Origin of the sequence: Pseudokineococcus sp. 1T1Z-3, assembly GCF_037482365.1 — a bacterium.
Lineage (GTDB): Bacteria > Actinomycetota > Actinomycetes > Actinomycetales > Quadrisphaeraceae > Pseudokineococcus.
In genome coordinates, this window is the sequence record NZ_JBBHZF010000023.1 from 191,233 (window position 1) to 209,364 (window position 18,132).

Below are 18,132 nucleotides of genomic sequence, written 5' to 3' on the forward strand. Positions count from 1 at the left end.
GCACCCTGTGGACGGGTCCGGGTCCGCGCGAGGCGCCGAGTCCGACGTCCCGCAGGTCTACCCGCCCGGGAACCGGCCGGACGTCGGACTCGACCGACCCCGGAGGCTCAGCGGCGCCGCACGAGCACGACGACGTCGCTGATCTCCGCGACCTGACCGTCCGGCCCCGTCACCTCACGGGTCGGCTCGTCGAGGCGCACCGTCTCGAACTCCCCGGGCAGCAGGTCGAGCTCGTCGAGCGTCTGCTGGGCACCGGCGTGCTCGTGCCCGGAGAAGCCGCTCCACGGCGGGACGCTGCCGTGGTCCACGAGCAGGAGGACCCCGCCCGGGACCAGCGTCGCGGCGGCGCGGCGCACCGCCGCGCCGCGGTCCCACTCCACGGGCGACATGAGGAAGAAGGCGCTGACCAGGTCGAACGGGCCGGGCGGCAGCGAGTGCTCCAGGTCGTGCACCTCGGCGACGACGTCGACACCGGCCGCGGCCGCCGCGGCCTGCGTGCGTGCGACCGCCGTCGGCGCGACGTCGACGGCCGTCGTCGCCCAGCCCCGCGAGGCCAGCCAGACGGCGTCCCCACCCTCGCCGCACCCGAGGTCGAGGGCGCGCCCCGGCGTCATCGGCCCGACGACGTCGACGAGCCGCACGTTCGGCCGCCCGCTCCACAGCCGCTCTCCCCGCCCGACGTAGAAGCCCTCCCACCGCTCCTGCGTGGACAACGAGGCGTCCTCCAGCGCCGCCCGACCGGCGTCCGGCGGCCCGCCGCCGTGCTGGTGCCCCCCGACGTGCCCGTGCTGGCGTTGCCCGCCAGCCGCTCCCCCGCTCACGCCGCCACGCTCGCACGGGCGCGGGCGACGGCGGCCGCGGTGTCCGCGTCGACCAGCGCGCGGACGACCCGCGCGCCTGCCGTCGCGCCCGCTGCGGCACACGCCAGGACGGTCGCCATCGGGGCCGCGAGGTTGCCGGCGACGGAGACGCCGGGCACGTCCGTGCCGCCCATGGGGTCCGCCGGGACGTGCTCGCCGAGGACGGGACCGGACGGCCCCATCTGCAGCGGCACCACGGGGACACCGAGGGCGTCGAGCAGCACCCGGGCCGGGACGACGCGCGAGGCCGTCACCAGCGCCCCGAGGGCGACCAGCCGCCCGTCCACCAGGCGCACGCCGGTCAGCCGGTCGTCCTCGACGTCGAGCCCGGCGACCTCACCGCCCACCCGCTCGACGCCCCGGGCTGCCATCGCCTCGGCCTGCTCGGGCGACGGGTCGGGCCCGGTGTGCTCCAGCAGCACGACGCGCTCGCTCCAGCCGCGCCACATGAGGGCCTGGTCGGGGCCGAGCGCGCTGGTCGACAGCACACCGACGACCTGGTCCGCGACCTCGCGGCCGTGGCAGAACGGGCAGTGGAGGACGTCGAGCCCCCACCGTTCGCGCAGCCCGGGCACCGCCGGCAGTACGTCCTCGACCCCGGTGGCCAGGAGCAGCTCACGCGCGAGGACCGACCGCCCGTCCGTCAGCTCGACGCGGAAGCGGGCGTCCGCCGGCCCTCCGGAGCCGATCCGCTCGACTCCCTCGGCCGCGCCCTCGACCACCTGCCCGCCGTAGGCCTCCACCTCGGCCCGGCCGACGGCGACCAGCTCTCCCGGCGCCGTCCCCTCCCGGCCGAGGTAGCCGTGCACGCCCAGCGCCGGGGCGTTGCGCGGCTCCCCGGCGTCGACGACGAGCGTGCTGCGCAGCGCCCGCGCCGTCGTCAGCGCCCCCGCGAGCCCGGCGGCCCCGCCGCCCACCACGACCACGTCGTACTGCTCGAGCAGCTGCTCGCTGCCCGCCGTCCTTGCTCCCACGGCTGCTCCTCCCGCTCTGCGGCCCGACCGACCGCGACGCCGGCAGAGTGCACCCGCGGTCGTCGAACCGGCAAGCATCCTTGCCGAGGTGGCAAACTGCCGGGCATGGACGACGCCGACCTCACCCCCGTCCTCGACGCCGTCGGCCCACGCCTGCGGGCACTGCGCCAGGCCTCCGACCGCACGCTCGCCGACCTGTCGACCGAGACCGGGATCTCGGTGAGCACCCTGTCGCGGCTCGAGCAGGGGCAGCGCCGGCCGACGCTGGAGCTGCTGCTGCCCCTCGCCCGCGCCCACCAGGTGCCGCTCGACGAGCTCGTCGACGCCCCCGATACCGGCGACCCCCGCGTGCGGCTGCGACCGGTCGAGCGCCACGGGATGACGGTGCTGCCCCTGACACGACGACCCGGCGGCATCCAGGCGATGAAGCTGCTCATGCCCGCCGGTCATGGCACCGCACCCGAGGGTGCCGACGGCGGGCCGCAGCTGCGGACGCACGAGGGCTACGAGTGGCTCTACGTGCTCGACGGCCGGCTGCGGCTCCGCCTCGGGCCGCACGACATGGTCCTCACCCCCGGGGAGGCGGCCGAGTTCGACTGCCGCACACCGCACGCGATGACCGCGGTCGGCGAGGGCGGCTGCGAGCTGCTCGCGCTCATGGGCCCGCAGGGCCAGCGGGCGCACCTGCGGGCCCGACCTGCGAGCGCGGCCCCGCCGCCGTCTGCCGCCGCGCCGCCCTCCGCCGCGCCGCCCCCCACCACGCCGCCCCCCGCCGCGGGCTCCCCCGACCTCGGCGCGGCCGGCTGACGGCGCCGTCAGCCGGCCGACGGCTCCAGCGCGTCCTCGTGGACGGCGCGGCCCCGCCCCGCCGCCTTGGCGGCGTAGAGCGCGCCGTCCGCCCGCTCCAGCAGCGCCGACGACGCAGCAGCAGTCGCCTCGGGACCGTCCGCACGTGCCTGCCCCGGGACCCACGTCGCTGCACCGATGCTCACGGAGACGTGGGCGCCGGCCCCGAGGGCGCCGTGGGCGAGCCCGGCGTCGTGCACGAGGGCCACGAGACGCTCGGCGACGACGACCGCGCCCGCCGCGTCGGTGCCGGCGAGCACGACGGCGAACTCCTCGCCGCCGTACCGCGCCACGAGGTCCCCGCCGCGCTCGACGCCTGCGGCCAGCAGCCGCGCGATCTCACGCAGGCACTCGTCGCCGGCGAGGTGCCCGCGGCTGTCGTTGAAGAGCTTGAAGTGGTCGACGTCGACCATCAGGACGCTCAGCGGCTCACCGCTGCGCCGGGCGACGCGCACCTGGCGCTCGAGGTGGTCGTCCAGGCACGGTCGGTTGGCGAGGCCGGTGAGACCGTCGACGAGCAGCAGGCGGCGCAGCTCCTCGTTGGCCGAGGCCAGCTGCTGCTGCGCCCGGCGGCGGCTCGAGACCTCGAGCTCCAGCCGCTCCTGGCGCCGCGCCAGCTCCTCGTGCGCCTGCTCCACGGCGCGGCGCGCGGCCCGGTCGGCGGTGACGTCGGCCATCACGACGACCGCGCCGAGGCTGCTGCCGTCCGCGCGGGTCAGGGCCCGCCCCGTCGTCAGGGCGCTGCGTCGCGGCTGACCCTCCGGGGCGATGACGATCTCGGCGTCCGCGACCACGCCCTCGTGGAGGGCGCGGACGAGCGGGATGCGCTCGGCCGTCAGCGGTGTCCTCCCGTCCGCCTCGAAGAGGTCGTAGCGGCCCGCGAGCTGCTCGGGGTCGAGCGTGGGGTCGGCGTCCATCGCGTGCCAGCGCTGGGCGGCCTGGTTGAAGAGGGTCAGGTGCCCGTCCGGGCCGCAGGCGACGACGCCGACGTCGATGCTGGCGAGGACGGCCTCGATGAGCTCGTTGCGCTCGTCGATCTCCTCGCTGCGCGTGGCGAGCTCGGCCATCACCAGCTCCGCCAGCTCGCGCTGCTCGTCGGCCTCGTCGGCGAGCCGGGCGCTGACGACGGCCTCGCGCCGACGCTCCAGCAGCGCGACGAGCCCGACGGCCAGGTCCTCCAGCCGCGCCAGCTGGGCGGCGTCGAGGCTCCCGGGGACGACGTCGAAGACGCACAGCGTGCCGACGGGGGCGCCGCCTCCCGGCGGGACGAGCGGCACCGACGCGTAGAGGCGGACCGCGGCACGCCGTCCGTCCACCCACGGGTTGGTGCTGTACCCCGGGTCCGCGCTGGCGTCGGCCACGTGCACGGTGCGGCAGTCGGGCAGCCGGGCGGCGCACATCGACTCCGCCGCCGGCGACGGCCCACCCTCGAAGCCGTGCGCGCCGAGCTGGCACTGCATCGCGCCGTCGAAGAGGTTGACCGTCGCGTAGGGCACCCCGGCGACGGCGGCGGCCACCCGCACCAGCGCCCCCACCTCGACGTCGTCGCCGGCGCCCAGCCAGGCCGCGACACGGGAGGGCTGCTCCCTCGACGTCCGAGGCGCCGGGACGAGCGCCGTGGGCCTCGGCACGGCGGTGGAGGAGGCGGTCTGCATGCGCCGGGCATCGGCACCTGGCCGCTCAAGATCATGTGCGTGGCGCCGCTCCTCGTGCGGCCGTCACCCGGACGGCCCAGCGCCACGGCGTGTCGCCACGCCGGCGTCTCTCCTGCCGGGACGACGCGGCGAACATGCCCCCCGGTCACGGCCGACCGCCAGGAGGCGGCCCACCCCGTCCGCCGCCGGCGCCGTCGGACCCGCCGGGCAGCCCGCCGCCGGTCGGCTCGGTGCTCGTGTCGACACCGACGGCGAGCGAGACGGCGTACCCGCTCGCGACGTCGCCGGAGACCGTGGCCAGCTGGCTGGCGCCGCCGTCGTCGCCGAAGACGGTGTCGCTCGCCAACGTGGTCCGTGCGAGGTTGGCGGCCGAGCCCTCGTAGCCGGCCACGGCGTAGACGGCGTCGCACAGGTCCTGCGGCAGGGCCACCTGCGAGGTCGCGACGGCGTTCTCGACGTCGGTGATCGAGCCGACGTCGGGGTAGACCTCGAGGTGGACGTGCGGCCACCGACCGGAGTAGCAGGCCGGGACGACGCTCGTGAAGCGGACGACGCCGTCGTCGCCCGCGACCTGCACGCCCCGCAGGTAGTTCTCCTGCGTGACGCCGTCGGAGTAGAGGGAGTACCGCCCCTGGGCGTCGCAGTGCCACACGTAGACGGCTGCGCCGGCGAAGGGCACGCCACCGCCGGCGATGTCGGTGACGGTGAGCGTCAGCTCCATCGGCACGCCCTCGGCGGTGCCCGACGCGCTGCCGAAGCTGGAGGTGATGTCGCTACGCACGACACCGCTGCTCTCCAGCACGTCCGGGCCGTTGGACCCGTCGCCGGGGTAGGGCCCGGCCGTCTCGTCGGGGATCTCGTCCGTCGCCGGGGTGGCCGCCGACGACGTCGAGCTGCTCGCGCTCGTCGTGGCGCCGCAGGCGGCGAGCGCCATGCCGACGGCACCCAGGCCGAGGCCTCGCAGCACCTGCCGGCGCCGGACCATGGTGGCGACGTCGAAGGCGAGGCCCTGGTCCTCGACGTCCTCGCGCGGTCGTGGGAGCACCCGCCCCTCGTAGGTGGCCGGGGGCGTCGGCCGGCCGTCCCTGCTCGGCCGGCCGTCGCGGTGGCCCTGCGTCCCGCTCATGCCCTGAGCGTCGGCGGCCTCCCGATGCACCGACGGTGGGTCCCCTGTGGCACGGCTGTGGGTCTGTGGCACGGCTGTGGATATGGGCGCGGCGGCCGCTCCCCGCTGCCGGGAGCGGCCGCCGAGACGGGGTCAGGAGACGACCACCCACAGCAGCCCGAGGAGGGCGAACGTCGACCAGCCGAGGATCGTGGCGAGCACCGTCCAGGTCCGCAGCCCGTCCGCGACGGACAGGCCGAGGAAGCGCGTGACGATCCAGAAGCCCGAGTCGTTGATGTGCGAGAGGGCGACCGAGCCGCACGCGATCGCCAGGACGACGAGCACCACCTGGAAGGAGGAGTAGCCGCCGCCCTCGACCGTCGACTGGAGCAGTCCCGCGGCGGCGAGCGTGGCGACCGTGCCGGAGCCCTGCGCCACCTTGAAGACGGTGGCGAGGAGGAAGGCGAGCACGAGCACCGGGACACCGGCGCCGACGAGGGCGCCGGAGATCGAGTCGCCCAGCCCGGTCTCGGACAGCACGCGGGCGAAGACCCCGCCGGCGCCGGTGACGAAGACGACGATGGCCGCGGGGGCCAGCGAGGCGTCCATGACCTCGCCCATCTGCTCGCGGCCCCAGCCGTGGCGCACCCCGAGGACGTAGAGCGCGAGCATGACGGCGACGAGCAGCGCGAACGCCGGAGCCCCGACGAGGCTGATGACGGGCAGGGCGGCCGAGTCCTCGGGGAGCGTGACGGCGCTGATGGTGCCTGTCGCGATCATGGCGACCGGCACGAGGACCATGAGGACGACGGCCAGCGGCGAGGGCTGCGAGACCGCTCCGCCGTCCTTGCCCGCGGTCGTCGTGGTGCCCGCGCGCTCGGCGACGGCGACGCCGCTGTCGGTGGTCGGCCCGCCGGTCGCCGTCCCGCCGCCACCAGGGCCGCGACCGCCGGCACCGCTGCCGCCGTCCGCCGGGCCCAAGGACTCGTACTGCTCGCGCACCCTTGCCGCGATGGCGAAGTCGGGTCGCGTGACGAGCTTGCCCGCGTAGTGGCACAGCACGCCGACGGGGATCGCGATGACGAGGGCGGTGATCGTCACGAGGCCGATGTCGGCGCCGAGCAGCGTGCTGGACCCGGTGACGCCGGGGTGCGGCGGCACGGTGTTGTGCAGGAACACCATGAGGACCGCGACGGGGATGCCGACGAGGACCGGCGAGCGGTGCCCCGCCGCCTTGGCGAAGCTGAGGACGATCGGCACGAGGATGATGAACGCGACGTCGAAGAAGATCGGCACGGCGACGACGGCCGACGCGAGCAGCAGCGCCGGCCCCACCCGCTCGGGCCCGAGCCTGCGAGCCAGCGCGTCGGCGAGGACGCCTGCGCCGCCGGTCTTCTCGACGATGGCGCCGAGCATGGCCCCGAGGCCGACGAGCAGCGCGACGGTCCCGAGCGTGCCGCCCATCCCCGTGACGACCAGGGGGACCACCTCCTCGGGGGCGATGCCGGTGGCCAGCGCGGTGCCCACCGCCACGAGGAGCAGGGCGACGAAGGCGGGGATCTTCACCTTCATCACGAGGAAGAGCAGGAGGACGATCGCCGCGACGGCGACGCCCACGAGGTATCCGGTGCCCACGACGGGCCTCCTTCACAGACGACGGTGTCCGCGCGTGCCCGGCGGGCACGAGGGTGATGGGTGAGCCGCCGGGACGACGGCCGTGCGGACCAGGGCCCTCCTGGCCGGTCCCGGCGGGCGAGGGCTCAGGCCGCGTGGCTCAGCGACGGATCTCGTCGATGTCGAGCATCTGGCAGATGACCCGGTCGAGCTCGGACTGCTCGAAGACCTTCTTCCAGTCGTCCTTGATGACGTGCTCACGCCCGTAGTCCATGGCGCGCAGGCACGCGTCGGAGAAGGGGTTCGAGCCGCGCAGGCCGTTGGTCAGCGCGATGAAGATGTGGCCGTAGAGCATCGCCTCGACCGCGGGACGCGGGATGCCCTTGTCGACGGCGGTCTCGCGGACCTCGGCGAGGAACTCCCCGAGCATGCAGCCGATGACCTCCACGGTCGTCGGCTCGAGGTAGGCCAGCTGCTCGACGGTCACCCAGTGCACGTCGACGACGGGCGCGTACATGGTCGAGACGACCTCGCGGGTGAGGTCGCGGACGGCGTCGTCACCGGACTCCAGCGCCGCCACGACCTCCTGGGGCGCGGCGATGCCGCCGAAGGTGTCGGCCCACTCCTCGGGCGAGGTGCGCTCGAGGAAGACCGACGGGTGGCAAGGGTGCGCGCACGCGTAGTGGATGTCCTCCCGCGGCTGCAGCAGCCCCGCGTAGGCGGCGGCCGGGTCGAGCGTGAGGACGACGGCGCCCGGCCTCAGCTGCGGGACGACCTTCTCCGACACGGGCCCGAGCGCGGTGTCGGGCACCGCGAGGATGACGACGTCCGCGTCCACGACGGCCTCGTCGGTGTCGCTGACCGTGCGGCCGGCGGCCTCGATCCGCTCGCGCCCGGAAGGTGACGACTCGCAGTAGCGGATGGCGAAGCGCGACCCGGCGAGGTTGTTGGACACCCGCGTGCCCATCTTGCCGCCGGCGCCGACGACGGCGACGGTCACGGTGGCCGGGTCCGCCCCGGTGGCGTGGCTCTGCTCGATGGTGCTCATGACTCCTCCTGCGGTGGTGGGGGTCTGGCGGTCGGGGTCTGACGGACGGCGGGCCGGGCCCTTAGGGGGCGAGGGCAGGGGTCCGGCGTCGCTGCTGGGCGGTGAGGACGGCGAGGCTGCGCGCGTTCCAGGCCGCCTCGGTCTCACGGGTCGCCGCGGCGTCGCCCTGCCACGGCACCCACTGCTCGACGACGCAGGTGACGTCGGGACGTACCGCGAGCGCGGCGTCGAGCAGGTGGTCGAGGTCGAGCAGGCCCTCGCCGAGCGGGGCCCCGGCGTAGGTGAAGCCCACCCAGCCGTCCTGCCGGCTGAAGCCGAAGTCCTTGACGTGCACGTTGCGCACGTGCGGCGCGCACCGTTCGACGACGTCACGGGGGTGCTCCAGCGCGGCGACGCAGTTGCCGGGGTCGAGGCAGATGCCGACCCGGTCGCTCCCGACCGCCTCGACGACGTCGACGAGCGTGCCCGTGGGCACCTGCTCGTAGGTCTCCAGGGCGAGGTCGACGCCGGCGTCCTCCAGTCGCGGCACCACGCGGGTGATGCCGGCGACGGCGGCCCGGAAGCCCTCAGGGTCACGGGCGCTCGCGGGCAGCATGCTCCGCAGGAGCGGGCTGCCCAGGGCGGCGCAGACGTCGAGCCAGCGGTCGAGGTGCTCGGCGTCGACGCCGCGCGTGCCCGCCTCGAGGCAGACCCCGCGCTCGGCGGCGAAGGACCGCAGGCCCCGCAGCTGCTCGGGCGACTGGCGCTCGACGTCAGGGTGGTCGCAGAGCTGCACGACCTCGGCGCCGTCGTCCGCACCGCGGGCGACCAGCCCCCGGAGGTCGGTCTCGGGCAGGTCGCCGGACCGGCCGGGACCGGCGTGCCAGGTCCAGAACAACGCGTACGTGCTCGTGCCGACCTTCATGGTCCTCCTCACGTCATCGTGATGCCCTGGACGGTAGTGGTTGACCGGTCGACCGGTCAACCACTCGTCGGAGCAGGGCTCAGCGCCTGGCTACGCTCGCCGGGTGAGCCCCTCCGCCTCGGACGCCGTGCGCGACCTGGAGGCCGCCCTCGACCCCGTGCCGCCCGGCTCCGCCGGTCACGAGGTGGCGACGGCGCTGCTGGAGCTGCTGACCGGCGGGGCCATGCGGGTGGGAGACCGGCTGCCGGGGGAGCGGATGCTGGCCGCCCGCCTCGGCGTCGGGCGCTCGGCCGTCCGTGAGGGGCTAGCGGCCCTGGAGGTCCTCGGCATCGTCGAGGTCCGCGTCGGCTCCGGCACCTACCTGCGGGCGACGACGTCGGAGCTGCTGCCGCGCAGCCTCGCCTGGGGCCTGCTCGTCGGGCAGGAGAGCACCGAGCACCTGCTGCAGGTGCGCTCCGGGCTGGAGCGCCAGGCGGCCCTGCTGGCGGCGGGCGCGCCGCGAGAGGTCGACCTGGACGAGCTGGACCGTCTCGTCGACGAGCAGCGCCGCAGCCGCGACGACGTCGACGCCTTCGTCGCGGCCGACATGCGCTTCCACCGGACGGTCGCCCGGATGGCCGGCAACCCGCTGCTGGAGGACCTGCTGTCGACCTCCCGCGCGCTGCTGCGGGTCTGGGCGGAGCGCTACGTCAAGGCCGCGACCGACCTGGCCGACACGGTCGACGAGCACGCCGCCGTCGCCGACGCCCTGCGTGCCCGCGACCCCCGCGCCGCGGCCGCCGCGATGGAGGCCCACATGCGGACGGCGTCCGCCCGGCTGCGCGCCGACCCCGGCGTCGCCCGCGCCGACCAGCCCTAGCGACCGCCCCCCTCCCTCCCCCTCGTGCGCCGCCCGCCCGGCCTCACGACAGGTCGTCCCCTCGCGCTCGGTCCCCGCGGTGCGACCTCGTCGCGCCCCTCCTCCACGACGAGGTCACACGTCGCGGGGGAAGGGGCGGCTCAGGGACGGGCGAGCGCCGCCGGGTCGTGACGGCGGGCGGCGACCGCCGGCACGGCAGGGGGTTGCGTCCGCTGCGCGGGCGGAGCCGGCGCCTCGACGGGCGAGCCGCGGAAGGCGCGGCGGTAGGCCTGCGGGGAGGTGCCGACCCGGCGCGTGAAGTGCTGGCGCAGGGTCGTGCTCGCGCCGAAGCCGGCCCGGCGGGCGACCTCGTCGACGGCGAGGTCGGTGCTCTCCAGCAGGTCCTGGGCCAGGGCGACCCGCTGGGCGAGCAGCCAGGCGTGCGGCGTCGTCCCGGTCAGCACGCGGAAGTGCCGGGCGAAGCTGCGCGGGGACATCAGCGCCCGGGCGGCCAGCTCCTCGACCGGCAGCGGCTGGTCGAGCCGCTCCCCCGCCCACACCAGCACCTCGCGCAGCCGGTGCCCCTCCTGCGGCGGCAGCTCGGGGCCCTCGACGAACTGGGCCTGCCCGCCCTCGCGGTGCGGCGGCACGACCATCCGCCGCGCCACGCCGTTGGCGACCGCGACGCCGTGCTCGGCGCGCAGCAGGTGCAGGCAGGCGTCGATGCCGGCCGCCGTCCCCGCGCTCGACAGGACCGGGCCGTCCTCGACGTACAGGGCGCTGCGCTCGACGTCGACCGCGGGGTAGCGCGCGGCGACGGCGTCGGCGTAGTGCCAGTGCGTCGCGAGCCGCCGACCGTCGGCGATGCCCGACGCCGCGACGACGGCCGCCCCGGTGCAGTGGCTCATGACCCGCGCGCCGCGGGCGACGGCATCGCGGAGCACCTGCAGGTAGGCCTCAGGCGGGTCCTCCACCACCTGCTCCCAGCCGAGGACGACGACGAGGTCGGCGCTCGCCGCCCGGGCCAGGCCGTGCTCGACGAAGAGCTGGATGCCCGCGTCGGTGCGGATCTTCCCTGGACGCTCGGTGACCAGGGCGAAGTCGTACGCGGGCAGGCCGTCGGCGCTGCGGTCGTCACCGAAGACCTCGGAGACCACCCCCACCCCGAACATCCCGACGCCGTCCCACACCAGGGCCACCACGTCTCTCAGCACGCGACCACCGTGCCACAGACGTGGCAGGAAGTCATCGGTCGACGACGTTCCTGCCACTCGTCCGGCCTCAGCCGGAGCGCGACGCTCGTCCTGCCGGTCGGGACGGGCCCGAGCGGACGCAGGAGGAGGACCGATGGATCGGCGAGGAGCGCCGCCGCAGGCGGCACACGACCAGCTCGAGGACGTCTTGCACGCGCTCGCCGAGGTCGAGGGCTGCCTCGGGCGCGAGGTGGCGGCGCACGTCGTCGCCGAGCTGGAGGCGCTCGCCGGCCGGTCGCTCGGCGACACGGCGGGTGACCCGCTCGTCGTCCTCCAGCGGCGCGGCGCCCGGGCGGCCGCCCGGCTGCAGGGCCTTCCCCGCCCGGTCGAGGGGACCGGCGCGCCGGGGCCCGCGGCGGCGGCCCTCGCGGTGATGGCCGGCGACCTGCGCGACCCCTCGGGCGCGCTGCTGCGACGTCTGGACGTCGGCACCGTCGAGGACCGGGCCGGGCGCCCCGACACCCTCGTCCGGGCGGTGGAGGAGGGATGAGCGTCGTCTTCACGGTCCTGGTGGTGGCCGGCACGCTCGCCTGGCTCGTGGCGCTGGGGCGGCAGGCGCTCCCCGCGGCCCTGCGGGTGCCGCTGCGCCAGGCGCGCCTGGCCGACCTCCTCCGCGACGCCGTCCGCGGCCACCGCGAGCTGGCCCGCCTGCACGACGCCCGGCACCTCCACCCGCCGGCGGGACGGCGCGTGCGGTGCGTGCACCCCTCGCCGGACGTGCGCCGGTCCCGCTGAGCCGCCGGCGCGCGAGCGGCTCGGCCGCCGCCAGACCTCCGGGCGCGCCCTGACTCCGCGCGCGTCAGGTCCAGTACAGGTAGCGGGCCGCCGGCAACCGCTCCGCGAGGGCCGCCTCGAACCAGTCGCGCAGCTCGCGCATGACCGGCGCGGGGTAGACGTGCTTGACGGCCCCGAACTTCCCCCGCTTCTGGCGGCGGGCGTCCTCGTCCATCTCCAGGGCGGTGCGCGGGTACCAGCCCTGCAGCACCTCCTTGCTCCTCGGGGTGAACCGGTGGGTGATGAGCTCGGCCGTGAGGTCGAGGCCCGCGACGTCCGCGGTCGCGGCGGCGACGTCGTCGAGGAGGGCGCCGTACTGCTCGCGCCAGCCCTCGACGGGCATGATCGGCGCGATGGTGAGCCCCACCGGGTAGCCCGCGAGCGCCAGGGCGCGCAGCGCCGCGACGCGCTGGGGCATCCGGGCCGTCCCGCCCTCGAAGCGCTGGACGCCGGAGGCGTTCACCGACAGGCGGACCCGCGTCCGCCCGTGGTGCGGCAGGGCCATCAGCGGCTCGACGTCGTCGAACTTCGTCGTGAAGCGCATCTGCACGGGGCCGCCCCAGTCGCGCGTGCCGACGTAGGAGATGGCCTGGGACAGCGACCCCGTCACGTGCTCGATCGCGAGGGGGTCGGTGTAGCAGGAGGTCTCGAAGGTCGTCCCCTCGTCGCGGCGGTCCTGGCTGGCGCTCGTCACCGTGCCGGTGCCGACGTGCGGGGCGACGCCGTCGAGGACCTCCTCGAGGTTGGCGTAGACGCGGGTGATCGGTGGCCCGCCGAGCGAGCCCGCGAGGTAGCAGTACTGGCAGTGCGCGGGGCAGCCCTCGGCGAGGTCGACCCGCCAGTCCGCGCTCGGCGGGATCGGCTGCGGGCGGCGCTTGCTCGGCGGGGCGACGACGACGGCGAGCGTCTGCTTCGCCAGGGCGTAGGTGCTGCGCTCGTCCTCCCCGCGCAGCGGCGGCAACCGGTCGGAGCGCAGCAGCTCGACGTCGCCGACGCCGGCGGCCTCCAGGCGGGCCAGGATGCGGCGGCCGTGCGGCAGCTCGGCGGCCGAGCGGGTGACGTAGACCCGCCGAGGTCGCCAGCGGCGTGGCGACGGGGCCGGGGCGGGCGCCGGGGCGGACGCCGTCATGCGCCCTCGCCCTGCTCGATCTCCTGGACCGTGCGCGAGAGCAGGCACAGCTCGTTGCCCTCGGGGTCGGCGAGGACGACCCAGGACACGTCGGGCCCCTGGCCGACGTCGACGCGCCGGGCGCCGAGGGCCTCCAGCCGCGCGAGCTCCGCGGCCGTGCTGGTGCCGTCCGCCCGCAGGTCCAGGTGCAGGCGGTTCTTCGCCGTCTTGGCCTCGGGCACCGCGAGGACGTCGAGAGCCGGCCAGACGCCCGGGGCCTCGGCGATGGTGACGACCTCGACGCCCTCGTCGACGCGCTGCCACCCCAGGACCTCGCACCAGAAGTCGGCGACGCGGGCGACGTCGACGGCGTCGAGGGCGATGGCGGCGAGGCGGCTGGTCACCCCCCGATGGCACCACCGACCCCGTGCCCTCGCCCGTCGGCGCTCCCGCCCGTCGGCGGCGGGCGCAGCCGAGGTCCCTGGCTCGGGCTACCCCGACCGCAGGCCCAGCAGGAGGGAGCCGGCGAGCGCAGCCATGACGACGGCGATGGCTGCGTCGAGCACGCGCCATGCGCCCGGGCGGGCGAAGAGCGGGCGCACCAGCCGGGCGCCGAAGCCGAGCGCGGCGAACCACAGCAGGCTCGCCAGCACCGCACCGCCGCCGAACCACCAGCGGCCGTCACCGCGGGTCCCCGCCACCGAGCCGAGCAGGACGACGGTGTCGAGGTAGACGTGCGGGTTGAGCCACGTCAGCGCGACCGCCGTCGTCACCGCGCCGGCGAGGGTGCCTCGCCCGGGCGCGGTGCTGGCCGTCAGCGCGTCGTCGCCCCGCAGCGCCCGTCGCGCCGCCCGCACCGCGTAGCCGAGGAGGAAGGCCGCCCCGCCGACGCGCACGACGACGAGCGCGGCCGGCGCCTGCTGCACGAGCGTCCCCACGCCGGCGACCCCGGCGGTGATGAGGACGGCGTCCGAGAGCGCGCACACCGCGACGACGACGAGGACGTGCTCGCCGCGCAGGCCCTGCCGCAGCACGAAGGCGTTCTGCGCCCCGATGGCGACGATGAGCGAGAGGCCCAGGCCGAGGCCCGCGAGCAGCGAGGAGAGGTCCACGGAGCAGGACGCTAGGCCGACTCCTCCGGCGAAGACCAGGTCAGGAAAGTCCGGCATCCGTAGCATCGCTCAGGATGGACGGGACTCTGGCAACAGCCGGCGACGCCGCACCGCATGACGACGACTCACCGCACGAAGACCGGGCGCCAGACGTCACCTCCGACCTGCGCTGGGACCCGGCGCAGCTGTCGGCGCTGTCCGCCGTCGTCGCGACCGGCTCCTTCGAGGCCGCGGCGCAGCGGCTGCACATCACGCCGTCGGGCGTCAGCCAGCGGCTACGGGCGCTGGAGGCGCAGGTCGGGCGGGTGCTGCTCGTGCGGACCCGTCCCGTGCGCCCCACCGCCTCGGGCGAGGCGCTCCTGCGGCTGGCCCGGCAGGTGGCGCACCTGAGCAGGCTGACCGCCGCCGAGCTCGGCGGGGACGACGGTGGCCTGCCCGAGGTGACCGTCGCCGTCGGCGCCGACGCGCTGAGCACCTGGGTGCTGCCGGCGCTCGCCCCGCTCGCCGGCCAGGTGCGGCTGGACCTTCGCCGCGAGGACGAGTCCCGCACCACCGCCCTGCTGCGCGCCGGAGAGGTCATGGCCGCCGTCACGAGCGACGGCGCACCCGTCCCCGGCTGCCGCACGACCCCGCTGGGTCGCATGCGGTACCGCCCCATGGCGACGCCCGACGTCGCCGCACGCTGGTTCCCCGCGGGCCTCACGCCATCGGCGCTGGCGTCCGCGCCCGTCGTCGTCTACGACCGCAGCGACCGCCTGCAGCACGACTTCGCCGCGCGTCGGGCCCGCCGACCGGTCGACCCGCCGACGCACCACGTGCCCGGCTCGGGCGCCTTCCTCGGGGCCGTCCGCGCCGGCATGGGCTGGGGGATGGTGCCGGACCTGCAGGCGGGGCCCGCGCGCGCCGACGGCTCGCTCGTCGACCTCGCCGACGGCTCTCGCCCGCGCGACCGCGCCGACGTCCTCCTGCACTGGCAGCAGTGGGCGCTGCGCTCGCCGGCGCTGGACCTCGTGGCCGACGCCGTCCGTGCCGGTGCCCGCACCGCGCTGACCTGAGGCGAAGACCTCAGACCGGCGGCTGCGGGTCGTACTGGACGCCGCGGCGCACCGCCCGCGCCCGGTCGGCGCCGGCGAGCCGGACGACGAGGTGCAGCGCCATGTCGATGCCGGCCGAGACCCCCGAGGAGGTGACGACGTCGCCGTCGTCCACGAACCGCGCCTCCTCGCGCACGTCGACGCTCGGGTCCAGGGCGCGCAGCTCGTCGACGGCGCCCCAGTGCGTCGTCGCCGGCCGTCCCGCGAGCAGCCCCGCGGCGGCGTAGACGAGCGAGCCGGTGCAGACGCTGGTCATCAGCGGCACCGAGGCGCGCTGCTCCCGCACCCACGCCAGGTGCTCCTCGTCGCGGGCGAGGGGGCGCGTCCCCCGGCCGCCGGGGTGCAGCAGGACGTCGAGCGCGGGGCAGTCGGCCGCGGAGGTCTGCGCCCCCAGGACCATGCCCTTGGCGGCGGTCACCGGCTGGCCGTCGCGCGAGAGCGTCAGCACCCGCCACCCGTCCTCGGGGAAGCGCTGCGTCCACCAGGCCAGCACCTCCCACGGCCCGACGGCGTCGAGCTCCTCGACGCCGTCGAAGAGCAGGACGCCGATGGTGCGGTGGGGAGCGCCGGGGGCCGAGGGCATGGCGTCAGCCTGGCAGCCCGCCGCCGGGCGCGGGCCCCGTGCGGGCCTCGACTAGGGTCGCCCCGACGAGGCGGGAGCCCGCGCCGAGCGGGCTGAGAGGACGGCTGGGGCCGTCGACCGGAAGAACCTGGCCGGCCACCGGTGTAGGGAGCTCGACGTGAGCAGCAGGCAGTCAGCCCGCGACGCGCAGGCGCTGGGCGAGCCGTGCCGCCGCCGCGCCCGGGTCGTCGGCCTCGGTCAGCGCGCGCACCACGACGACTCGCCGGGCCCCTGCCGCCAGCACCTCGTCGAGGTTGTCCTCGTCGACCCCGCCGATCGCGAAGACCGGTCTCTCCCCGGCGGTCTCGGCGCCCGACCGGACGAGGTCCAGGCCCGTCGAGGGACGGCCGGGCTTGGTCGGCGTGCTCCACACCGGCCCGGTGCAGGCGTAGTCCACGTCGGGGTCGGCGAGCGCGGTGGCCAGCTGGTCGGCGTCGTGGGTCGAGCGCCCGATGACGACGTCGTCGCCCGCGAGCGCCCGGCCCTGCGCGGGCGTCAGGTCGCCCTGGCCGAGGTGCAGCACGTCGGCGCCGGCCAGGACGGCGACGTCGGCGCGGTCGTTGACGGCCAGCAGCCGGCCGTGCCGGCGCGCGGCGTCGGCGACGACCTCCAGCAGCGCCAGCTCCTCGGCCGCCTCGACGCCCTTCTCCCGCAGCTGCACGACGTCCACCCCGTTCGCGAGGACGGCGTCGAGGAAGTCCGGCAGGTCCCCCTGCTCCCGGCGGGCGCCGGTGCACAGGTAGAGGCGGGCGTCGGCGAGCCGTGCGCGGCGGTCGGTGGCGTCCACGGGCGCGAGTCTGCCCGTCGCCGGCTCGACCGGTGGCAGCGGCCTCGGGGGCGGCGACATCGGGGGTGGCGGCCGTGACGGGGACGTCCGCGCCCACCGAGACCGACGTCGTCGTCCTCGGCGGCGGCGTCGTCGGCTCGGCGTGCGCGTGGGCGCTGGCCCGCAGCGGGTCCCGCGTCGTCGTGGCCGACGGCGACCCCGCCCGCGGGGCGTGGGCGGCGGCCGCCGGGATGCTCGCGCCGGGCACCGAGCTGCGCCACGGCGGGGAGCAGCTGCACATGCTGTCCCTCTCCGCGGCGGAGGCCTTCGCCGACTACCTGGCGCTGGTGGGCGCCGACAGCGGCCGGGAGACCGGGCACCGCAGCACCGGCTCGCTGGCGCTGGCCGCCGACGTCGACGACCGCGCCGTCCTCGACGACGTCCTCGCGCTGCAGCACGCCCTCGGCCTGCGCGCCGAGCGGCTCGGCGCGCGGGCCTGCCGGCGGCTGGAGCCCTACCTCGACCCGGGCGTCGCCGGGGGCGTGCTCGTGCAGGACGACCACCAGGTCGACCCGCGCCGCCTCGTCGAGGCCCTGCGGCTGGCCGGCGCACGCCGCGGCGTGCAGACCGTCACCTCCGACGGCGCCGTGCTCGTGGAGGACGGGCGTGCGGCCGGCGTCACGCTCGCCGACGGCTCGGTCGTCCGCGCGTCGTACGTCGTCGTCGCCGCCGGCGCCTGGTCCGGTGAGGTCGGCGTCCCCGAGTCCGCGCGCCCACCCGTGCGCCCCGTCAAGGGGCAGGTCGTCCGGATGCGGATGCCGGCCGGTGAGCCGCTGCTCACGCGCGTGCTGCGGGCCACGGTGCGGGGCCGCTCGCTCTACCTCGTGCCGCGCGCGGACGGCGAGCTCGTCGCCGGCGCCACGACCGAGGACAAGGGCTTCGACCACGCCGTCACCGCCGGCGCCGTGCACGACCTGCTGCACGACACCGCGGCCGTGCTGCCCGGCACCTCGGAGTGCGAGCTCGTCGAGACCCGCGCCCGCTCCCGCCCCGGGACGCCCGACGACCTGCCCGTCGTCGGTGCCACCGACGTGCCGGGGCTGGTGCTCGCCGCCGGGCACGGGCGCAACGGCGTCCTGCTCTCGGGGCTCACCGCCGAGGCCGTCGTCGCCGCCGTGCGCGGAGACCCGCTGCCACCGGCCATGGACGTCGCCGCCCCAGACCGCTTCTCGTCGAGCTCCCCGGCCGACGCCCGCCCCGTCCTGCAGGAGGTCCGATGACCGAGGCACCCGCCACCGAGGTGGTGCTCAACGGCGAGGGCGTCGTGCTGCCCGTCGGCGCGAGCGTCGCCGAAGCCGCCGCCCGCGCGCTCGCCCACGTCCGCGGCGACGACAGCACGGGCGGCGAGCCGCAGGGCGTCGCCGTCGCCGTGGACGACGTGGTCGTGCCCCGCAGCGCGTGGGCCACCACGCCGTTGCCGGCCGGCGCGCGCGTCGAGGTCGTCCACCTCGTGGCGGGAGGCTGAGGCGTGAGCACGACGTCCTCCGCCCGCACGGACC

20 protein-coding genes are annotated in these 18,132 nt (G+C 76.5%); 7 read left to right on the top strand and 13 right to left on the bottom strand.

Going from position 1 to position 18,132, the window contains the following annotated elements:
* Positions 1-107: 107 nt before the first annotated feature.
* Positions 108-728: a class I SAM-dependent methyltransferase gene (locus tag WDV86_RS08350; protein ID WP_445262997.1), complete on the bottom strand. Its 621-nt coding sequence runs from the start codon at positions 726-728 to the stop codon at positions 108-110.
* A gap of 89 nt (positions 729-817) precedes the next feature.
* Complete coding sequence (locus tag WDV86_RS08355) at positions 818-1,834, bottom strand: NAD(P)/FAD-dependent oxidoreductase (protein WP_339567157.1); 1,017 nt, start codon at positions 1,832-1,834, stop codon at positions 818-820.
* A 105-nt stretch (positions 1,835-1,939) separates the two neighbouring features.
* On the opposite strand from WDV86_RS08355, the gene WDV86_RS08360 reads away from it, so the two are divergent.
* Positions 1,940-2,641 (top strand): helix-turn-helix domain-containing protein, encoded by a 702-nt coding sequence (locus WDV86_RS08360; RefSeq protein WP_339567158.1) that lies wholly within the window; start codon positions 1,940-1,942, stop codon positions 2,639-2,641.
* A gap of 8 nt (positions 2,642-2,649) precedes the next feature.
* Here the strand turns inward: WDV86_RS08360 and WDV86_RS08365 are convergent, their stop codons facing one another.
* From WDV86_RS08365 to WDV86_RS08385, 5 genes are all read right to left on the bottom strand, one after another.
* A complete protein-coding gene (locus WDV86_RS08365) occupies positions 2,650-4,335 on the bottom strand; it encodes a sensor domain-containing diguanylate cyclase (RefSeq protein ID WP_339567159.1) in 1,686 nt (561 codons plus the stop codon).
* 145 nt (positions 4,336-4,480) lie between these two features.
* Positions 4,481-5,461: an intradiol ring-cleavage dioxygenase gene (locus tag WDV86_RS08370; RefSeq protein ID WP_339567160.1), complete on the bottom strand. Its 981-nt coding sequence runs from the start codon at positions 5,459-5,461 to the stop codon at positions 4,481-4,483.
* 132 nt (positions 5,462-5,593) lie between these two features.
* The gene (locus WDV86_RS08375; RefSeq protein WP_339567161.1) at positions 5,594-7,075 is read right to left on the bottom strand and encodes a GntT/GntP/DsdX family permease; all 1,482 of its coding nucleotides are present in this window, start codon (positions 7,073-7,075) and stop codon (positions 5,594-5,596) included.
* Between the two features lie 139 nt (positions 7,076-7,214).
* The gene (locus WDV86_RS08380) at positions 7,215-8,102 is read right to left on the bottom strand and encodes a phosphogluconate dehydrogenase C-terminal domain-containing protein (protein WP_339567162.1); all 888 of its coding nucleotides are present in this window, start codon (positions 8,100-8,102) and stop codon (positions 7,215-7,217) included.
* Positions 8,103-8,163: 61 nt separating this feature from the next.
* Complete coding sequence (locus WDV86_RS08385; protein WP_339567163.1) at positions 8,164-9,006, bottom strand: sugar phosphate isomerase/epimerase family protein; 843 nt, start codon at positions 9,004-9,006, stop codon at positions 8,164-8,166.
* A gap of 103 nt (positions 9,007-9,109) precedes the next feature.
* Here WDV86_RS08385 and WDV86_RS08390 point away from each other — a divergent pair, with 103 nt between their 5' ends.
* Positions 9,110-9,865, top strand: a complete 756-nt coding sequence (locus tag WDV86_RS08390; protein ID WP_339567164.1) for a FadR/GntR family transcriptional regulator — start codon at positions 9,110-9,112, stop codon at positions 9,863-9,865.
* A gap of 140 nt (positions 9,866-10,005) precedes the next feature.
* Here the strand turns inward: WDV86_RS08390 and WDV86_RS08395 are convergent, their stop codons facing one another.
* Positions 10,006-11,058, bottom strand: coding sequence for a helix-turn-helix domain-containing protein (locus WDV86_RS08395; RefSeq protein ID WP_339567165.1), 1,053 nt, complete (start codon positions 11,056-11,058; stop codon positions 10,006-10,008).
* A gap of 133 nt (positions 11,059-11,191) precedes the next feature.
* On the opposite strand from WDV86_RS08395, the gene WDV86_RS08400 reads away from it, so the two are divergent.
* On the top strand, positions 11,192-11,587 hold the full coding sequence (locus tag WDV86_RS08400) for a hypothetical protein (RefSeq protein ID WP_339567166.1): 396 nt from the start codon (positions 11,192-11,194) through the stop codon (positions 11,585-11,587).
* Positions 11,584-11,832 carry a hypothetical protein gene (locus tag WDV86_RS08405; RefSeq protein WP_339567167.1) on the top strand — a complete coding sequence of 83 codons (249 nt, stop codon included), beginning with the start codon at positions 11,584-11,586 and terminating at the stop codon, positions 11,830-11,832. Before WDV86_RS08400 ends, WDV86_RS08405 begins: the two co-directional genes overlap by 4 nt.
* A 64-nt stretch (positions 11,833-11,896) precedes the next feature.
* Here the strand turns inward: WDV86_RS08405 and WDV86_RS08410 are convergent, their stop codons facing one another.
* The 3 genes from WDV86_RS08410 to WDV86_RS08420 form a co-directional block, all read right to left on the bottom strand.
* Complete coding sequence (locus WDV86_RS08410; RefSeq protein WP_339567168.1) at positions 11,897-13,000, bottom strand: SPL family radical SAM protein; 1,104 nt, start codon at positions 12,998-13,000, stop codon at positions 11,897-11,899.
* Positions 12,997-13,383, bottom strand: coding sequence for a VOC family protein (locus WDV86_RS08415; RefSeq protein ID WP_339567169.1), 387 nt, complete (start codon positions 13,381-13,383; stop codon positions 12,997-12,999). The genes WDV86_RS08410 and WDV86_RS08415 overlap by 4 nt, the downstream gene beginning before the upstream one ends.
* Positions 13,384-13,470: 87 nt before the next feature.
* Positions 13,471-14,091 (bottom strand): LysE/ArgO family amino acid transporter, encoded by a 621-nt coding sequence (locus WDV86_RS08420; RefSeq protein ID WP_339567170.1) that lies wholly within the window; start codon positions 14,089-14,091, stop codon positions 13,471-13,473.
* A gap of 74 nt (positions 14,092-14,165) precedes the next feature.
* Between WDV86_RS08420 and WDV86_RS08425 the strand changes: the two genes are divergently transcribed.
* Positions 14,166-15,146: a LysR family transcriptional regulator ArgP gene (locus WDV86_RS08425; protein ID WP_339567171.1), complete on the top strand. Its 981-nt coding sequence runs from the start codon at positions 14,166-14,168 to the stop codon at positions 15,144-15,146.
* A 10-nt stretch (positions 15,147-15,156) separates the two neighbouring features.
* On the opposite strand, the gene WDV86_RS08430 is transcribed toward WDV86_RS08425, so the two are convergent.
* Both WDV86_RS08430 and thiE read right to left on the bottom strand, forming a co-directional pair.
* A complete protein-coding gene (locus WDV86_RS08430) occupies positions 15,157-15,768 on the bottom strand; it encodes a DJ-1/PfpI family protein (RefSeq protein ID WP_339567172.1) in 612 nt (203 codons plus the stop codon).
* A gap of 172 nt (positions 15,769-15,940) precedes the next feature.
* The gene (gene thiE / locus WDV86_RS08435) at positions 15,941-16,594 is read right to left on the bottom strand and encodes a thiamine phosphate synthase (protein ID WP_339567173.1); all 654 of its coding nucleotides are present in this window, start codon (positions 16,592-16,594) and stop codon (positions 15,941-15,943) included.
* Positions 16,595-16,668: 74 nt separating this feature from the next.
* On the opposite strand from thiE, the gene thiO reads away from it, so the two are divergent.
* Together thiO and thiS are read left to right on the top strand one after the other, a co-directional pair.
* Positions 16,669-17,853 (top strand): glycine oxidase ThiO, encoded by a 1,185-nt coding sequence (thiO, locus tag WDV86_RS08440; protein ID WP_339567174.1) that lies wholly within the window; start codon positions 16,669-16,671, stop codon positions 17,851-17,853.
* On the top strand, positions 17,850-18,098 hold the full coding sequence (thiS, locus tag WDV86_RS08445) for a sulfur carrier protein ThiS (RefSeq protein WP_339567175.1): 249 nt from the start codon (positions 17,850-17,852) through the stop codon (positions 18,096-18,098). Before thiO ends, thiS begins: the two co-directional genes overlap by 4 nt.
* Positions 18,099-18,132 lie beyond the last annotated feature (34 nt).

Excerpts from the sequence above, each read along its gene's own strand:
- WDV86_RS08360 (WP_339567158.1), top strand. The coding sequence starts at position 1,940 with ATGGACGACGCCGACCTCACCCCCGTCCTCGACGCCGTCGGCCCACGC.
- WDV86_RS08365 (WP_339567159.1), bottom strand. The coding sequence starts at position 4,335 with ATGCAGACCGCCTCCTCCACCGCCGTGCCGAGGCCCACGGCGCTCGTC.
- WDV86_RS08370 (WP_339567160.1), bottom strand. The coding sequence starts at position 5,461 with ATGAGCGGGACGCAGGGCCACCGCGACGGCCGGCCGAGCAGGGACGGC.
- WDV86_RS08380 (WP_339567162.1), bottom strand. The coding sequence starts at position 8,102 with ATGAGCACCATCGAGCAGAGCCACGCCACCGGGGCGGACCCGGCCACC.
- WDV86_RS08385 (WP_339567163.1), bottom strand. The coding sequence starts at position 9,006 with ATGAAGGTCGGCACGAGCACGTACGCGTTGTTCTGGACCTGGCACGCC.
- WDV86_RS08400 (WP_339567166.1), top strand. The coding sequence starts at position 11,192 with ATGGATCGGCGAGGAGCGCCGCCGCAGGCGGCACACGACCAGCTCGAG.
- WDV86_RS08405 (WP_339567167.1), top strand. The coding sequence starts at position 11,584 with ATGAGCGTCGTCTTCACGGTCCTGGTGGTGGCCGGCACGCTCGCCTGG.
- WDV86_RS08410 (WP_339567168.1), bottom strand. The coding sequence starts at position 13,000 with ATGACGGCGTCCGCCCCGGCGCCCGCCCCGGCCCCGTCGCCACGCCGC.
- WDV86_RS08425 (WP_339567171.1), top strand. The coding sequence starts at position 14,166 with ATGGACGGGACTCTGGCAACAGCCGGCGACGCCGCACCGCATGACGAC.
- WDV86_RS08430 (WP_339567172.1), bottom strand. The coding sequence starts at position 15,768 with ATGCCCTCGGCCCCCGGCGCTCCCCACCGCACCATCGGCGTCCTGCTC.
- thiS (WP_339567175.1), top strand. The coding sequence starts at position 17,850 with ATGACCGAGGCACCCGCCACCGAGGTGGTGCTCAACGGCGAGGGCGTC.